The organism is Embleya sp. NPDC059237 (assembly GCF_042754105.1).
Lineage (GTDB): Bacteria > Actinomycetota > Actinomycetes > Streptomycetales > Streptomycetaceae > Embleya.
This window is the reverse complement of sequence record NZ_JBHZAE010000030.1, coordinates 52,199-67,245: the sequence shown is the minus strand read 5'-3', so window position 1 is coordinate 67,245 and position 15,047 is coordinate 52,199. Positions and strand designations below refer to the sequence as shown.

Sequence of the window (15,047 nt, the reverse complement as noted above, 5' to 3'; positions counted from 1 at the left end):
TGCATGGTTCGGCTGGCGGGTGTCTCGGCGCCGCCGAGGTAGGTCCGCGTGGTGGGGTCCCACACGGTGCCGTCTCGGAGCCGCTCGTGCTCCCCGATGCGGATCAGGTTCGGGTTGTCGTCGGTGATCGGTGTGCGAAACCGTTCGACGTGGCCCGCGCCGTAGCGGCCGGTCGGGTGGGGGCTGGCCGCTGCGATGCGGTAGCGCCAGTCCTCCGCTGCTGATCGATTTGATGGTCAGCGCGCCGTACGTCTTCTTGGCCTCGGCGGCGAGGGTGTCGCACTCGGGCCTGCCGATCTTGTCCTGGCACCTGGTCGACAGGATCGGGTAGGCCCCGGCGCCGTTGCCTTTGAACAGGTGCTCGGTGTAGGCCCGGACAGCGCTCTCCAGGGCGGCCGTGTCCGACACCGCCGCCGTTTGCCCGCCGGCTGGCCGGCTGCCCGCGGGAGTGGGTGCCGCGGGCTTGGCGCCCTTGTTGTCGTTTTCGTCGCCGCCGCAGCCGGTGGCGAGGAGACCTGTGGCCGCCAGAACGGCGGTCGTTGCGAGTCGAGTGATGCGCTGCACTGTGCCCCCAGGGTGTGGATGTCCTGGGTTAGACCGTCGAGGCCGGTGCTGGGTTGCGCGGTTCACCCTTTCGGGTCGGCTGGGATTGATGCCGGTGACCGAACCGGCCGAGGCTCGTCGATTGCCGACCTGCGGAACGCACTCGGCGAACAACGCTGACGCGGAACTTCATTGACGCAGATCTGGCACTACTCGAACCGCTCCGGCTCCGCATTCGCGGGGCCGACGCCGCAGGAGGGTTCTCGATACTGAGGTTCGCGGGAACATCCCGCTTGCGCGGGGCCGACACCATATACCTGGGTATCGTCAATGATGCTGCAGGAACATCCCCGCCTGCGCCGGGCCGACGCACCCGGGGCCGACAAGGACGCGCTCAAGCTGGGAACATCCCCGCGTTCGCGGGGCCGACTGTAGAGCACGTGGGACCGGTATGCCCACAGGAGGAACATCCCCGCGCCCGCGGGGCCGACCGGACCTACCCCGGCAAGCCGCCGCACCCGCCGGGAACATCCCCGCGCTCGCGGGGCCGACCCTGGACGACCCGGGCGTCTACCAGTGGGTAACAGCGTTTTCATTCGGTTGCATCTTGCCACCCATGTGCTGTCCACGGCGAGGTGAACCTTGTTCGACACCAGGGTAGTTCACCCGATTGTTCTCTTGGCGCCCGTCGAGCAACGGTCGATTCGGACCGACTCCGATGTGCGCCGGCTACCGATCAAAGACCTGCGGGTGTCACGCCGGCCTTCCGCACGCATCCGGGAGGCTTCATGGCGGCCACGTTCACGACCCATCTCGTCGGCGGGGACGGAATCGAGTATCCCGCCTCAATCAACGGGATCCGCGCCGCCCTCCCGAAGGAGCTGCGCGAGAAATTCGACGAGGAGGCCGGCGAGGCGTACGCGCGCGACCTCCTGCTGATCCTCCACCGCTGGGCCCTGATGCCGACTCCCCCGTGGGACGAGGACGTCGCCAAGGTCGAGGCCCTGCGCGAGGAGGAACGCCTGATGGAGGAAGCCCGCGAACGGGAGGACGAGCCCGGATGACCCACGCCGTGCACTACGGCCCCGACCGCGACAAAATCCGCTCGCAACTCTCCTCCGGCGCGCTCCTCGCTCGACAGGGGCGTCGCCGTGACAGCCCGCGACCCCTACGGACCCGGAACCGCCGAAAGGCGCGACCGCGACCACCGACAGGCGTCCGCAGGCGAATTCATCGTCGTCTACCAGGTGACCGCCCGACACCTGTTCATCACGGTCGTACGCATCGCCTGACGCCGCTCCCGGTACCGGGCCCGGCGCCGTGGCCCCGGGCGGATGCACGACACCCCACCCGACACCGCGAGGGCCCGATTCCCAGAGTTGGCACATCACCGGAGCAATCCCCCACTCGTGCGGGGCCGACTCGACGGAGGGGCCCGACGGGCGGGGGCGTCAGAACCAATCTCCGCTCGCGCGGGGCCAATCCCACATCGCCACTCGTCCCAACAGGGAACATCCCCGCGCTCGCGGGGCCGACGGATACGGGGTGCGGAAAGCCGCAGGGTGCGGGGGAACATCCCCGCGCTCGCGGGGCCGACGACTTCGCCCCGTCGATCAGGCCCTGGAGTACCGGAACATCCCCGCGCTCGCGGGGCCGACCGACCACCCGGCGGGCGGCTCGTTCCCGGGGCCGACGCCGGCATCGCAGCGTGGCGGTAGCCGAACAGGGGAACATCCCCGCGCTCGCGGGGCCGACGCGGCCGAGATCGTCTGCGATCTCCGCCGAGCAGGAACATCCCCGCGCTCGCGGGGCCGACGCACGTGCCGAAGCACACAAGGTCGATGGGCGGGGAACATCCCCGCGCTCGCGGGGCCGACACTGGATGACGTGGGCGTCTACCAGCGGGTAATAGCGTTTTCATTCGGTTGCATCTTGCCACCTGTGCGTTGTCTCCGGCCCGGGCGAATCTTTCGCGCCACCAAGGTAGTTCACCACCCACCCCCTCGGCGCCGACGAAACGGCGATCGATCCGGGCCGCACCCCGCACGCCCCGAAGCCCACCCCGCTCCCGACGCCGGACGGATCGAAAGCCGGGCCGCCGCTGCGCCGAGCCGATCACGCCCTCGAGGAGAGCGCACCCCCGGGTGGAGAGGGCCCGCCGTGTCCACAGGCGACACGAACGGATCTTTACGGCTGAGCCGAGCAGTCCCGCGTTCGCGGGGCCGACCGTGGATGGTGGGCGTGCTCATGTCGTCTCCGGGGAGCATCCCCGCCCGCGCGGGGCCGACGCCGGGCGTGCGTATCGCGGTGACCGTGGTGGTGGAACATCCCCGCTCGCGCGGGGCCGACATGTCGTTCGGCAACTCGAAGCCGCGGACCTCGGGAACATCCCCGCTCGCGCGGGGCCGACCCCCGTGTCGCCGTCGATCGTCAGGTACAGGGAGGAACATCCCCGCTCGCGCGGGGCCGACCCTGGATGACCTGGGCATCTACCAGTGGGTAACACCGTGTTCATTCGGTTGCATCATGCCACCCACGCGTCGCCCACGGAGAGGTGCATTTCCGTCAACACAAAAGTAGTTCACCCGATCCCCCTCTGCGCCCGTCGAGCAAGGATCGATCCGGGCCGGTCGGGGATCGCACGTAGCGGAGCCGACTCTGCCCTCGACTGTGGTGTCGGTAGGTATCAGGAGCATCCCGCATCCTCCTCGGACCAACCGCGCCACGGCCAGCCGCGACTCCACGATGGGCCACACTGATCCCACTCGGGCGAAAACCTCGGCCGACATCCACACCGAACTGATCGAACCCGCCGACCCATTGCTGCGCCGAATTGACCACACCCCGACGGATCAACGCATTCACCGGTACACGAAGGCGTCCCGCACTTGCCGGACTGGCCCCCGATGCCGGGTACTACGACTCCAGACCCAGCGGGTCGTGGTAAAAGCGCCGAGTGGCACCGAGGAGCGCCTCGGGGGCCTGCCCTGCGGCATCCCGAGCCTGGTCCAGGATCGTGCCGACTGCTGTGTCCTCCTGCGCGGCTCGAAGACGTGCGAGCACTTCCTCGCCCGTCCATCGGACACCGATTTCGTCCACGAGAGTGCGCGCCGCAAGGATCGCGGCTCGGGCATCCTCCGCAGTCACGCTGTCCGCCGGTGTCCGTACGTCCGTGTCCACGTAGTCCACGTACAGACCGCTGAGTTTGGTGGCGCTGTCCCCGGCCACGGCCGCCACGACGGATCCCAACTGTTCGGCGACAGGAGCCTTGCCGTCGCCGAGCAACAGCGTCAGCGCACCGTGCGCGTATGCGAGCTTTGCGCCGTGACTGTTGTAGTGCTTCCAGAAATCGTTCCTGACCTCGGGAGTGGGGAACGTCGCGATGATGCACAACAGCGCCTTGCCCATCTCCTCCACGGCCAGGACCGCGAGGGAATGGGCACGGCAAACGCGGCCGGCGGCCATGAGGTACGCGGCATCGTCGGCGAGAGCCTCGGCGTTGGCGACGGCGGCTTGGATGATGTGAACCAGGTCCGCAGTCGGTGGAAGCGGCTTGGGCGGTTTGGCCATGCTGGATGATCGCAGCGCGACCGCAGGGTCCACCATCGAATTCCGGACCACGACCCCCAGCAGGGCGACACCCGTTCCCCGGGGTGCCGTTCGCGCCGGGCCGTGGCAGGCGCGTCTACCGATCATCGTCCTGCCGCCGGCACCCTGGGTGTCATGGCGGATTCGGATTGGACGCATGTCGTGCGGGGGGAAGCGGTGACCCTGCCGGGGACGCTCGGGGGCATCCGCGCTGCGTTGCCCGCAGATCGGCGGGCGGCGTTCGACGAGGAGATGTACTCGACCCCGCTGGAGCACCTCGCGCGCAGGGCGATCCTGGGCTGGGCGCTGCCCGCCGAGGCGCACGCCGAGTCCGAGGAGGACCTGGCGCGGATCAGGGCCGGCGACTACACGGGAGTGACCGACGGCCTGGGCAACCCGGTACGACCGCCTGGCGGGGAGGGATCGTGAGTTGGCGGATCCAGTACGCGAACGCGGCGGAGGCCGCCCTGGCCAAGCTCTCGGACTCCCGCCGGCGTGAGATCGTCGCCGCGGCCGACGCCACCATAGGCCGTGACCCCTACGGATACGGTTCTTCGCCCATCCGTGGCAACCGCGACCGCCGCGAGGCGACCATCGCCAACGCGTTCGTGAACTACGAGGTCAGCCCCACCGTCATCGTCATCACCGTCATGCAGGTCACCGCACCCTTCGGCTGACCGACCCGCAACGGCACGGACGCGCCGCCGACAGGGCCCGATCCCGACAACGACGCCTGCGGGCCCGGCGGCGAGCCGAGAACACCTCGCCGCCACCGGCCGAACCGCTGAACATCCGAGCGCCGCAAGCAGGCATCCGCGCGTTCGCGGGCCGACATCAGGGCCCCTCTTGCACCTCGGATGAGTTCGGGAACATCCCCGCTCGCGCGGGGCCGACGGGCATGGCCGATGTCGGCGAGCCGGGCGTACAGGAACATCCCCGCTCGCGCGGGGCCGACTTCCCGCCGCATCGCAGTACACATCGCAGCCCAGGAACATCCCCGCTCGCGCGGGGCCGACACCCGGAGGAGCGGACCGACATCGACCGGTGGGGGAACATCCCCGCTCGCGCGGGGCCGACTGACCGGACGCCTCCCCGTCCGCCCCGTGCAGCGGAACATCCCCGCTCGCGCGGGGCCGACTCACCGACGAAGCGATCACCGTCACCGCCGAAGGGAACATCCCCGCTCGCGCGGGGCCGACGACTTCCCGGCGCGCAGCACGACGGCTCTCCGAGGAACATCCCCGCTCGCGCGGGGCCGACACACTGCCACACGTCGACGGACACAGGAAGCCGGGAACATCCCCGCTCGCGCGGGGCCGACGCGGTCGCGGCGCTGGACGCGGAACTGAAGCGGGGAACATCCCCGCTCGCGCGGGGCCGACATGCCGGACCGCCCGCGCCGCCCGCGCCGCCCGGGAACATCCCCGCTCGCGCGGGGCCGACCAAGTTCGGGCCGTCCGTGCGTGATGCCGGTCGGGAACATCCCCGCTCGCGCGGGGCCGACGGGGTGGTTGGCGGCGTGGGTCTCGATGGCGCGGGAACATCCCCGCTCGCGCGGGGCCGACCAGGAAATCCTCCAGCGCGAGAGTGTCGCTGACGGAACATCCCCGCTCGCGCGGGGCCGACCCGGGTCGCCGGTGTCGATCCACTCCACACCGGGGGAACATCCCCGCTCGCGCGGGGCCGACGCTACCGGCCACTACGTCCGCCACGCGGATCGGGGAACATCCCCGCTCGCGCGGGGCCGACTCCGGTTCGGTTTGTGCTGGTTGATCCCAACGGGGAACATCCCCGCTCGCGCGGGGCCGACGTGGATACTCTCCGCGTTCACGTACACCGTATGGGAACATCCCCGCTCGCGCGGGGCCGACGACCACTTCGACCTTCGTGCATGCGCTCATCACGGAACATCCCCGCTCGCGCGGGGCCGACGGCCTCCACGCGGTGCCGTACGGTGAGCGCCCGGGAACATCCCCGCTCGCGCGGGGCCGACGGTGCGACGGGCGCATCGTCTACCGGGCGCGGGGGAACATCCCCGCTCGCGCGGGGCCGACCAGGTCCGAGCGCGACCGGGCCTGTCACCCGCGGGAACATCCCCGCTCGCGCGGGGCCGACGGTCATCAGGGCGACCCCGTGGGACTCGGCCAAGGAACATCCCCGCTCGCGCGGGGCCGACGTCATGGTTGGAGTGGCTGGGGTTCCCTCAGCCGGAACATCCCCGCTCGCGCGGGGCCGACCGGCCCCACCTCCGCAAGCCGCCGCATCCGGCGGGAACATCCCCGCTCGCGCGGGGCCGACCTGATAGGCGCGTTGTCGGCTGAGCTGGAACCGGGAACATCCCCGCTCGCGCGGGGCCGACTACCGGCCCACGCGGTAGGTAGCGGCGGCGGAGGGAACATCCCCGCTCGCGCGGGGCCAACCACCCGACGCGGCCGCATACAGGATAAGGGGCAGGAACATCCCCGCTCGCGCGGGGCCGACCGGTAGGCCCAGGCAATGCCGCGCCACACCGGAGGAACATCCCCGCTCGCGCGGGGCCGACGTGACCGTGGCATCGACCGGGGTGGTGCTGGAGGGAACATCCCCGCTCGCGCGGGGCCGACGCCCTGCTGGTGCCGACGTCGAGCAGTCTCCAGGGAACATCCCCGCTCGCGCGGGGCCGACTGTCTATGTGGACACCAAGGCATGGCGCAGCCGGGAACATCCCCGCTCGCGCGGGGCCGACGTCCGCGTCGACCTCGGCAGCCTCCCCGACCAGGGAACATCCCCGCTCGCGCGGGGCCGACGTGACCTCCTCCAAGTCCGCGAGGAGGTCGTTGGGAACATCCCCGCTCGCGCGGGGCCGACGAGCACGAGTTGGAGCGCATCGTGGCAGAGGGGGGAACATCCCCGCTCGCGCGGGGCCGACGAGCAGCCGGCGTGCGCACCGACGTTCCTGTTCGGAACATCCCCGCTCGCGCGGGGCCGACGCCGAGCCCCGTCGTGCACACGAGGTCCGGATCGGAACATCCCCGCTCGCGCGGGGCCGACGCTCAGAAGTTGTGTTTTGCGAGGTACGCCCGCAGGAACATCCCCGCTCGCGCGGGGCCGACACCTAGCGCGGTCGAGCGGAGAGCCCCAACGGGGGAACATCCCCGCTCGCGCGGGGCCGACTCTGCCGCGGTCGCCGTGGTCGGACACCCGCGGGGAACATCCCCGCTCGCGCGGGGCCGACCCGATCAGCGACCCGGGCGGCGGCGTCTACCTGGGAACATCCCCGCTCGCGCGGGGCCGACATGCGCCTGCCCTGGTCGTACCGGGGGAGCGAGGGAACATCCCCGCTCGCGCGGGGCCGACACTGAATGACCTGGGCATCTACCAGCGAGTAACAGCTTTTTCGTTCGGTTGCATCATGCCACCCACGCGTCGTCTTCAGCGAGGCAAGCTCCGCTCGCATCACCGTAGTTCACCCCACCACCGCCGCAACCCGGCCCTCGGCACTGGCCGGATGGACCGACCGGCTCGTCGCTGCGCTGCGCCAGGATCCAGCGGCAGCTTCCACGCCGCCTCCCTCGAACACACCGCCGCTCTGACCCACCGCGCCCTCGGCGACCTCGAGACCGCAGCAGCCGCCATGGACCGCAGCAACCGGGCCCGCCCCACCCACGAACGCACTCACCGCGCCGTCTTTTCCGGGATCCTCGCCGAGATGCTCCTCGACCTCGGCCGCCTCGACGAGGCGTGCCAGGCCTGGACCACGCTCCTGGACGAACACGCGAACGTGCGCTGCGGACGGGCCGACAGCGCGGTCGCCCTCATGCGCGCCCGACTCCGCCCCCACGCCCGCATACCCGCCACCGCCGCTCTCCTCCAAAGATCGGGCACCGGGAGCCAGGGCCGGACAGCAAATGGGCCGTGACACACGAACCACCGACCCCACCAAACGAGCCGGCGCGAACGTCCGTCCCGCCCGACCGCCGAATCGAAGGCTCCGGGATGGAGCAGGTTCGGAGCCCCGGGGATAGAGCTACCGAACGGCACTTGTGCGTGAGTCCGAACAACCCCTCGTTGCCCTCCGGCGTTCGCAAGTTCGTCGAACCGTCCCCGCGTTCGCGGGGCCGACAAACAACGGGAACAGGCGACCGGATCCGAGGAAGCGAATCGACAGCACCCGGCCCGCAGGAAGCACCCCCGCTCGCGCGGGGCCGACCACTCCACCGCGTCCCGCCGCTCGGCGTCCGTGGGTGACAAGCCTGCCAACCGAGGCCGGGAACATCCCCGCGTTCGCGGGGCCGATTCGGGGTCCTGGTCCCGGGGGCGGAAGGTGAACGGAACATCCCCGCGTTCGCGGGGCCGATTGGCCGAGCCACCGCAGCAACGAGGCGATCGTCGGAACATCCCCGCGTTCGCGGGGCCGATTGGTGCCGGTGGCGCGTACGGACCCGGCGACCAGGAACATCCCCGCGTTCGCGGGGCCGATACTGGATGACCTGGGGTTCTACCAGTCGGTAACAGTATTTTCGTTCGGTTGCATGTTGCCGCCCATGTGTCGTCCATGCCGAGGTGAACCCCGGGCGTCACCTAGGTAGTTCACTCGATTGCCTCCTTGCTCCCGTCGGGCGGTGGTTCGATCCGGGCGGACTGGGGTCGCGGCCAACGGCACCGCCGTTCCGGCCCTCGACACGGGCGTCGGCATGCACCGGCGGCGCGTTCGTACACAGGCACACGGGAACGTCGAAGAACCGAATTCCCGTATACGCGGAGCCGATTCGGGGTCAGCGGTCTGTGGGCACCGGCCATGACGGGCCGTCCGGGTCGCCGCACCACACGGTCTGTGTGCCGTCGGCGGCGACGTCGAGGCCGAACGCGTCGAAGGCCGGTCGGCCGGCGGTCGTCCACCCGGTCCAAGCCGCCACGGTCTCGTCCCACAGGCGTCGGGGTCCGTGCTGGCGTACCCCGAAGGTGTCGAGTTGGCGGCCGTCGTAGTCGATCGTGGCCCAGGAGGTGAGGGCGTCGTCCCAGATCCACAGTCGGGAGCGGAAGTCGTCGCCCGGTTCCGGGTCGTCGTTCCAGTGGGTGCGCAGGCCGGGCAGCATCAGGCCCAAGACCGCCTCGGCGTGTCGGTCTCCGCCCGCGACGTCCCAGGGCGACAGCGTGGTGGTGCCGGTGTCCGGGACGTCACCCGGGCGCACGACGGTCGCGGCGACGTCGCGGACGCGGGAGCGGTGTCTGCGCATCGTCATGAAAGCGCCGCCGTGCGTGAACCGGCCGCGTGCGCCGCCGCGGTGGTCGGGTGTCAGGACGACGTTCCCGTACGCGGTCCACGAGGTGGCCCAAGGGGTGACGATCAGGCCGTCCGGTGTCGTCTGCCGGATCCACGCGGCGGGGACGCGGGTCACCGAACAGGTGCCGATGATCCGGTCGTACGGCGCGCCGGCGGCCCATCCGTCGGCGCCGTCGCCGGTTACGACGGTGGGGTGGAGTCCGAGGGTGTCGAGTCGTGTCCGTGCCGCCGCAGCCAACCCCGGATCGACCTCCACCGTGACGACGTTCGCGTCGCCCAGGCGGTGGGTGAGCAGCCCGGCGTTCCATCCGCCGCCGGTACCGATCTCCAGGACGCGGTGCCCGTCCGCGACGTCGAGCGCCACGAGCGTGGCCGCGACGATGGACGGCTGCGACACCGAGGACGAGGGCCAGGCCGGCTCCCCCGGCTCGGGATCGCGGCCGTCGCGGACCTGGATGACCACCGGCACGTCGGACCACACCTCCGCCGCCCAACGCTCGGGATCCGTCGCCCGGTCGCACGGCACATGATCCGGCAGCCCGTCGGCGAGTTGCACCCACACGACGTTCGGCGCGAACGCGGCGCGCGGAACCTGCTCGAACGCTTCGCGCCAGCGATCGGGCAACGGGCCCGTGGCCTGCTCCACCAGACGGAGCAGGCCAGCCGGGGCCCGCTCTGCGGCTTCACTCGTCACGCTTCACTTGTCCTTCTTGGGAGTTCCCGGATTCGGCGGCTTGTCGGGCAGGATCGGCGGCGGAATCGGCCGCCCCGGCTGGTTCCCGTCCTTTTCGATGGGGCTCGAATGATCACCCATGTCGTTTCCTTCACGGTCGTCGGCACCGATCGAACCGAGCATGCGCCCGGACGGTTGCCGATACGGTCTGTGACGGACGCGGTACGCGACCACGGTACGACCGTTCCCGCAGCGTCGGAAACCCCGCACTCACAGGTTGACCGTGCCCTGCGAACGACAATGGCGTGGCCGGGGAAGCATCCCCACTCGCGCGGGGCGACTCGATGTCGGCGACGGTGACGTCGCTGTAGTAGGGGACATCCCCGCGCTCGCGGGGCCGACGATCCTCCGGTCTCACTGGTCCTGCGGGATCGGGGAACATCCCCGGGCTCGCGGGGCCGACGTCACGCCCGGCGGTCCACCGGGGCGGTGCGTGGAGCATCCCCGCCTGCGCGGGGCCGACAACAGCCCATTTTCGATGTGCCTGCCTCGCAGCGGAACATCCCCGCCTGCGCGGGGCCGACCCGCTGAAACACCAGCGAATATGGTCGAGCCGGGGAACATCCCCGCCTGCGCGGGGCCGACAGCCGCAGCAAAAAGTGACACCCGGTGGTGACAGGAACATCCCCGCCTGCGCGGGGCCGACCGTAGGCGGCCAACCCCACGCCACCGCTCCGGGGGAACATCCCCGCCTGCGCGGGGCCGACTTCCCGTCGCCCGGCCGGATGTGGACGCCGAGAGGAACATCCCCGCCTGCGCGGGGCCGACAGGAGAGGCAGATCGAGCGCGCGGCGCAGGGCGGGAACATCCCCGCCTGCGCGGGGCCGACACTGGATGACCTGGGCGTCTACCAGTCGGTAACAGCTTTTTCGCTCGGTTGCATCATGCCACCCATGCGTGGACTTCGGCGAGGTGAACCTCCGCCGACATCACGGTAGTTCACCCGACCGCCACCTCCGCGCGTCGAAGGGGGCGATCGATCCTGACCGACCGAAGCCGGCACGACCGGGGGCGACCGTTCTCGACGCCGGTCGGATGCGCCGACCGGCACACCGCTGCGCTGCGCCAGGACCACGCTCCTCAGGGCGGCCGGACGCCGTCGTGTCGGAAGGGAGCCGCCGATGTGTCCGCAGCAGCACACTGTGGTGCGGTGCAGATCCTTACCGCAGACGCAGGGAACACCCCCGCACCTGCGGAGCCGACGGACGGTTCGCCGCGATGCCCTGCTCGGTGAGCGGACCATCCCCGCTCACGCGAGGCCGATCTGCGGCGTGTACTCCCACGTGTACGACCGGCGGGAACATCCCGCGTTCGCGGGGCCGACTCGGACATGCCGCGCGCCGTGATCCGTACGCTGGGACCATCCCCGCTCGCGCGGGGCCGACGAGCCCCAGGCCGCCCGTGTCGTGCGTGTGGTCGGACCATCCCCGCTCGCGCGGGGCCGACACTGGACGACCTGGGGTTCTACCAGTCGGTAGCAGCGTTTTCATTCGGTTGCATCTCGCCGCCCATGTGTCGTCTTCGATGACCTGAACCTCCGTCGAGACCACGGTAGTTCACCCAAGCGCTGCCCTCCGTGCGGCGAAGCGTCTCGACCCGGAGCGGCCGAGGCGGGCACGGTCGGAGCATATTCCGTCCTCGACAGGGTGCGGAGCGAACCACCGGCTTCCCGCTGCGCCCCGGCACCCGGACTGCGCGCGTGGAAGCGACGCTCGCGCCGGACCGGCCGTGCCCCGCACGATCGGGAGGGTGAACCCGCCCTCGGCACCCGCCGGATCGACCGACCGGCCCGCTCCTGCGCTGCGCGAGGGCCACGCGCTCGCGGGGCCGACCTCCCTATGCAGTGTGCTTCGTGGCCTTGGCCAGGAGCATCCCCGCGCTCGCGGGGCCGACTGCCACGGGAACTCCTCAGAAGCTGAATCGCTGGCAACATCCCCGCGTGCGCGGGGCCGACACACTGCCACACGTCGACAGACACGGGAAGCCGGGAACATCCCCGTCTACTGGTCCAGACGTTGCCCATGTAAACGACGAGGAGCCAGTCGCGCTGGGCGCGGCAGCCTGGTCAGAGCATGGGGATGCCAGCGATGCGCAGTTCGTCGGGGTGCTCGGTCGGTACACACGACGAGTTCGTCGGGCCCGGGCGGGCGCCGAGGCCGCGCAGGATCAGGCCCAGGGCGGAGGATCCGGAGTCGACGGCGATGGCCGCGGCGCGGTTCGCGAGGCCGGCGACCTTGTGTTCGGCCAGAGGGGTGAGGGCGCCGTCGTAGGTGGTCAGGGCCCGCTCCTTATGGCTGGGCTCACCAACGAGACCTGTCGGGTGCCGGTGAGGTCGTTGTATTGGTACACGGCTTCGGCGCGGTCGGGTGCGTGGGCACGAGGGATGATCCCTTCGAGTCTCGGCCCTGCGGGCGGGCGTCGGGAATGGTGGTGTCACAGGCAGGGGGAGGCGGGCACGCGTCCGAGGATGGGGATTGCGGTATAGGCCTCGGCACGGGCGGCGTCGATGCGGGCGCCCCACAGACGCGCGAGTGTGTCGGCCATGGGGCCGAAGTGGTCCTCGATGGGCTGGGACGTGTGCGCCCGCAGGGCGCGCATCTTCGTCGGGAACGTCGCGGTGACGTCGACGATCGTGTCGGCGTGGACGGGGCCGTCCAGGGTCAGCGAGTTGTAGGTGTCACACGTGTACAGGCGCCGCGGATGGCCGGTGGCGATCACGACCTCGGGCAGCGCCTCGACGACGGTCCAGGCGACGGCCGCGTGCTGGGGATGGACGTCGCGGATCGGATGGGTGACGACGACCTCGGGCCTGAAGGCGTTGATCAGGTCGTGGACGGCGCCCGCGTCGATTCCGGGTATCAGACGTAGGTCCGCGCCGAGTTCGGCGGCGCCTGTTGCCGCTTCCCGGTCGCGTAGTCGGTCGTGCGCGGCGACCGCGACGAGTACGTCGGCGTGCCGCGCGTGGAGTGCGAGGGTTCCGCCGCACCACAGTTCGGCGTCATCCGGGTGGGCCATGACCGCGAGGACCCGTCCGGGGCGGGGCGTCACCACAGGCCCAGCTTGGCGATGATGTCCGCCGCCTTGGGCAGTTCGGGGCTGGGCAGGCCGGTGGGGTGTGCGGTGACGGGGACGTCGGTGCGCATGCGGATCATGTCGCGCCAGCGCAGCACGTCACCCCAGGCATCGTGGACCGCCTGCCCCTTGGTGCCTGTGAGGCGTCCGCTCTCGGGCAGTTCGTCCAGGGTGAGGCCGCCGGCGAGGTACTTCGCGGCGGCGCCGGGGCCGACGCCGCGCACGCCGGGGATGTTGTCGGAAGGGTCTCCGGTGAGGCTGCGGTAATCGGCCCATTGGGCGGGCGTGACCTTGAAGCGGCCGGTGACTTCCTCGGGGCCGATGACGCGCTTCCCGGCGTTGCGGGAGCGGTTGATGATGCGTACGTTGTCGGTGTCCAGGAGTTGGTAGTAGTCCTGGTCGCCGGACATGATCCGCACCGGCCGGTCCGGGTGGGCGCGGGCGAGGGTGGCGATGGAGTCGTCCGCCTCTGCGTTCTCGATCTCCATCCAGGCATACCCGAACGCATCGAGACCGTCCTTGACGGGCTGAAGGAACTGCAGCGGCTTGAGGGCTTCGGGCGTGGTGGGCCGGTTCGCCTTGTAGTCGACGTCCTCGGTCTGGCGGGCGGCCGAGCCCTGTTCGCCGTCGAAGACGACGATGATCTCCGGGGCGGTGGTGTCGAGGTCGTCGCGGACGACGCACCGCAGCAGGGCGAAGAAGGCGAACGCGCCGGTGAGTTCCCGTGACTTGTCGCGGGAGCGGATCTCGGCGGGGAAGCCAAACGTGGCCGACCACAGCAGGTGGTGGCCGTCGACCAGGAGCAACGGACATACGCGCGCGGGCAGGAAAGAACCCATCACGACACCGCCTTGAGGAAGGTCTCAGCGACTCGGATGGGCCGATAGTCCGACGCGGCGTAGTACACGGCCCAGGTGACTGCGGCGTAGGTTACCGGGTTCGCCAGGAGTTCGTGGACGGCCGCCACCAGTCCGGGTGACCCCAGCGCCGGTTCCACAAGAAGCCTGTCCGCGCCGGGCACGCCCGCCAGAAGGTCGGGAAGATTCCCGGTGCGGTGGGACACGAACGGGGTGCCGACGCTCATCGCCTCGGCCGCCACGAGGCCGAACGTTTCGCGGCTGGACGGCACGATGATCGCCGACGCCTCGGCCAGCCAGGTGGGGACCTCGTCCCAGGGCAGGGCGGGCAGCGCGGACCGTCGAGGAGTTTCCGGTACAGGGCGTGGGTGTGCGGCCAGGACTCCAGCTTTCTCTTCCACTGTGTGTCCGCGTCGGCGGGGTCAAGGTGGTGGCCGACGGCCTGGCGAAGCGGAACGACCGTGAGCCCGGAGGCGATGAGGGCCGCGCCGAGGTGGGTGTCCTCCATGCCCCACCCCAGGGCGCCGAACGCTGGCTCGAAGCCGCCGACATGCTCGACGGCAGGCCGGGGGACGCCGAGGAGGGCGGTGACCACCATGCGTGGGAGGTCCCAGTCGTAGTGGAAGCAGCCCAGGCCGAGGTCCTGGAAGTCTCGGGTGTCGGTGAGGGGATGGCTTTCGAAGCCGTCCGGTATGACCAGGGTGGAGTGGAGCAGGGGCACCCCGCCCGGTGGACGCCAGGTCACGCGGTGGTCCGCCGCGAGGTCCGGCGCGGTCGACGCGAATGTGTCGTGGAGGGCGGGGACACGATCCGAACGATCTGACGCTTCGTGCCGCATCCGTCCGGGGTACTCGCGGCGCCGGAGCAGCACAGCTGGGAGTCCGGAGGTGATCTCACCGTTGGGGTGCCGTAGAGAGTCCGCGTCCACGCGTGGCGGTCGACCCTCGGGTCGACCAAGGATCGCAGCCATCGGTGTCGACTCCGCCTTCGA

12 protein-coding genes and 2 CRISPR repeat arrays are annotated in these 15,047 nt (G+C 70.7%); of the genes, 6 read left to right on the top strand and 6 right to left on the bottom strand.

What is annotated here, in order from left to right; all coding sequences use genetic code 11:
* The first annotated feature begins 1,331 nt into the window (after window positions 1-1,331).
* Together ACFXKZ_RS49385 and ACFXKZ_RS49380 are read left to right on the top strand one after the other, a co-directional pair.
* Entirely contained in the window at window positions 1,332-1,607 is a 276-nt protein-coding gene (locus ACFXKZ_RS49385) for a hypothetical protein (RefSeq protein ID WP_380014024.1), read from the top strand.
* A gap of 87 nt (window positions 1,608-1,694) precedes the next feature.
* Window positions 1,695-1,835, top strand: a complete 141-nt coding sequence (locus ACFXKZ_RS49380; protein ID WP_380014021.1) for a hypothetical protein — start codon at window positions 1,695-1,697, stop codon at window positions 1,833-1,835.
* 1,624 nt (window positions 1,836-3,459) lie between these two features.
* Here the strand turns inward: ACFXKZ_RS49380 and ACFXKZ_RS49375 are convergent.
* Complete coding sequence (locus tag ACFXKZ_RS49375; protein ID WP_380014018.1) at window positions 3,460-4,113, bottom strand: AbiV family abortive infection protein; 654 nt, start codon at window positions 4,111-4,113, stop codon at window positions 3,460-3,462.
* A gap of 153 nt (window positions 4,114-4,266) precedes the next feature.
* On the opposite strand from ACFXKZ_RS49375, the gene ACFXKZ_RS49370 reads away from it, so the two are divergent.
* The 3 genes from ACFXKZ_RS49370 (at window position 4,267) to ACFXKZ_RS49360 (ending at window position 8,029) form a co-directional block, all read left to right on the top strand.
* On the top strand, window positions 4,267-4,560 hold the full coding sequence (locus ACFXKZ_RS49370) for a hypothetical protein (RefSeq protein ID WP_380014015.1): 294 nt from the start codon (window positions 4,267-4,269) through the stop codon (window positions 4,558-4,560).
* Entirely contained in the window at window positions 4,557-4,808 is a 252-nt protein-coding gene (locus tag ACFXKZ_RS49365) for a hypothetical protein (RefSeq protein ID WP_380014012.1), read from the top strand. Before ACFXKZ_RS49370 ends, ACFXKZ_RS49365 begins: the two co-directional genes overlap by 4 nt.
* 189 nt (window positions 4,809-4,997) lie before the next feature.
* A CRISPR array of direct repeats spans window positions 4,998-7,467; the repeat unit is 28 nt; unit sequence GGAACATCCCCGCTCGCGCGGGGCCGAC.
* Window positions 7,468-7,618: 151 nt separating this feature from the next.
* Window positions 7,619-8,029 carry a tol-pal system YbgF family protein gene (locus ACFXKZ_RS49360; protein ID WP_380014009.1) on the top strand — a complete coding sequence of 137 codons (411 nt, stop codon included), beginning with the start codon at window positions 7,619-7,621 and terminating at the stop codon, window positions 8,027-8,029.
* 856 nt (window positions 8,030-8,885) lie between these two features.
* Here ACFXKZ_RS49360 and ACFXKZ_RS49355 read toward each other — a convergent pair.
* The 5 genes from ACFXKZ_RS49355 to ACFXKZ_RS49335 all read right to left on the bottom strand — a co-directional run bounded on the left by ACFXKZ_RS49355 (window position 8,886) and on the right by ACFXKZ_RS49335 (window position 14,457).
* Complete coding sequence (locus ACFXKZ_RS49355) at window positions 8,886-10,088, bottom strand: methyltransferase domain-containing protein (protein ID WP_380014006.1); 1,203 nt, start codon at window positions 10,086-10,088, stop codon at window positions 8,886-8,888.
* A 3-nt stretch (window positions 10,089-10,091) separates the two neighbouring features.
* Window positions 10,092-10,250, bottom strand: coding sequence for a hypothetical protein (locus ACFXKZ_RS49350; RefSeq protein ID WP_380014003.1), 159 nt, complete (start codon window positions 10,248-10,250; stop codon window positions 10,092-10,094).
* A gap of 131 nt (window positions 10,251-10,381) precedes the next feature.
* Window positions 10,382-10,956: direct repeats of the CRISPR family, unit length 28 nt; unit sequence GGAACATCCCCGCCTGCGCGGGGCCGAC.
* A gap of 1,604 nt (window positions 10,957-12,560) precedes the next feature.
* Window positions 12,561-13,142, bottom strand: coding sequence for a PIG-L deacetylase family protein (locus tag ACFXKZ_RS49345; protein ID WP_380014000.1), 582 nt, complete (start codon window positions 13,140-13,142; stop codon window positions 12,561-12,563).
* 29 nt (window positions 13,143-13,171) lie between these two features.
* Window positions 13,172-14,038, bottom strand: a complete 867-nt coding sequence (locus ACFXKZ_RS49340) for a 5'-3' exonuclease H3TH domain-containing protein (protein WP_380014063.1) — start codon at window positions 14,036-14,038, stop codon at window positions 13,172-13,174.
* Entirely contained in the window at window positions 14,038-14,457 is a 420-nt protein-coding gene (locus tag ACFXKZ_RS49335; protein WP_380013997.1) for a glycosyltransferase family 4 protein, read from the bottom strand. The genes ACFXKZ_RS49340 and ACFXKZ_RS49335 overlap by 1 nt, the downstream gene beginning before the upstream one ends.
* Before the next feature lie 29 nt (window positions 14,458-14,486).
* Between ACFXKZ_RS49335 and ACFXKZ_RS49330 the strand changes: the two genes are divergently transcribed.
* A complete protein-coding gene (locus tag ACFXKZ_RS49330) occupies window positions 14,487-14,879 on the top strand; it encodes a hypothetical protein (protein ID WP_380013994.1) in 393 nt (130 codons plus the stop codon).
* Window positions 14,880-15,047: the final 168 nt, after the last annotated feature.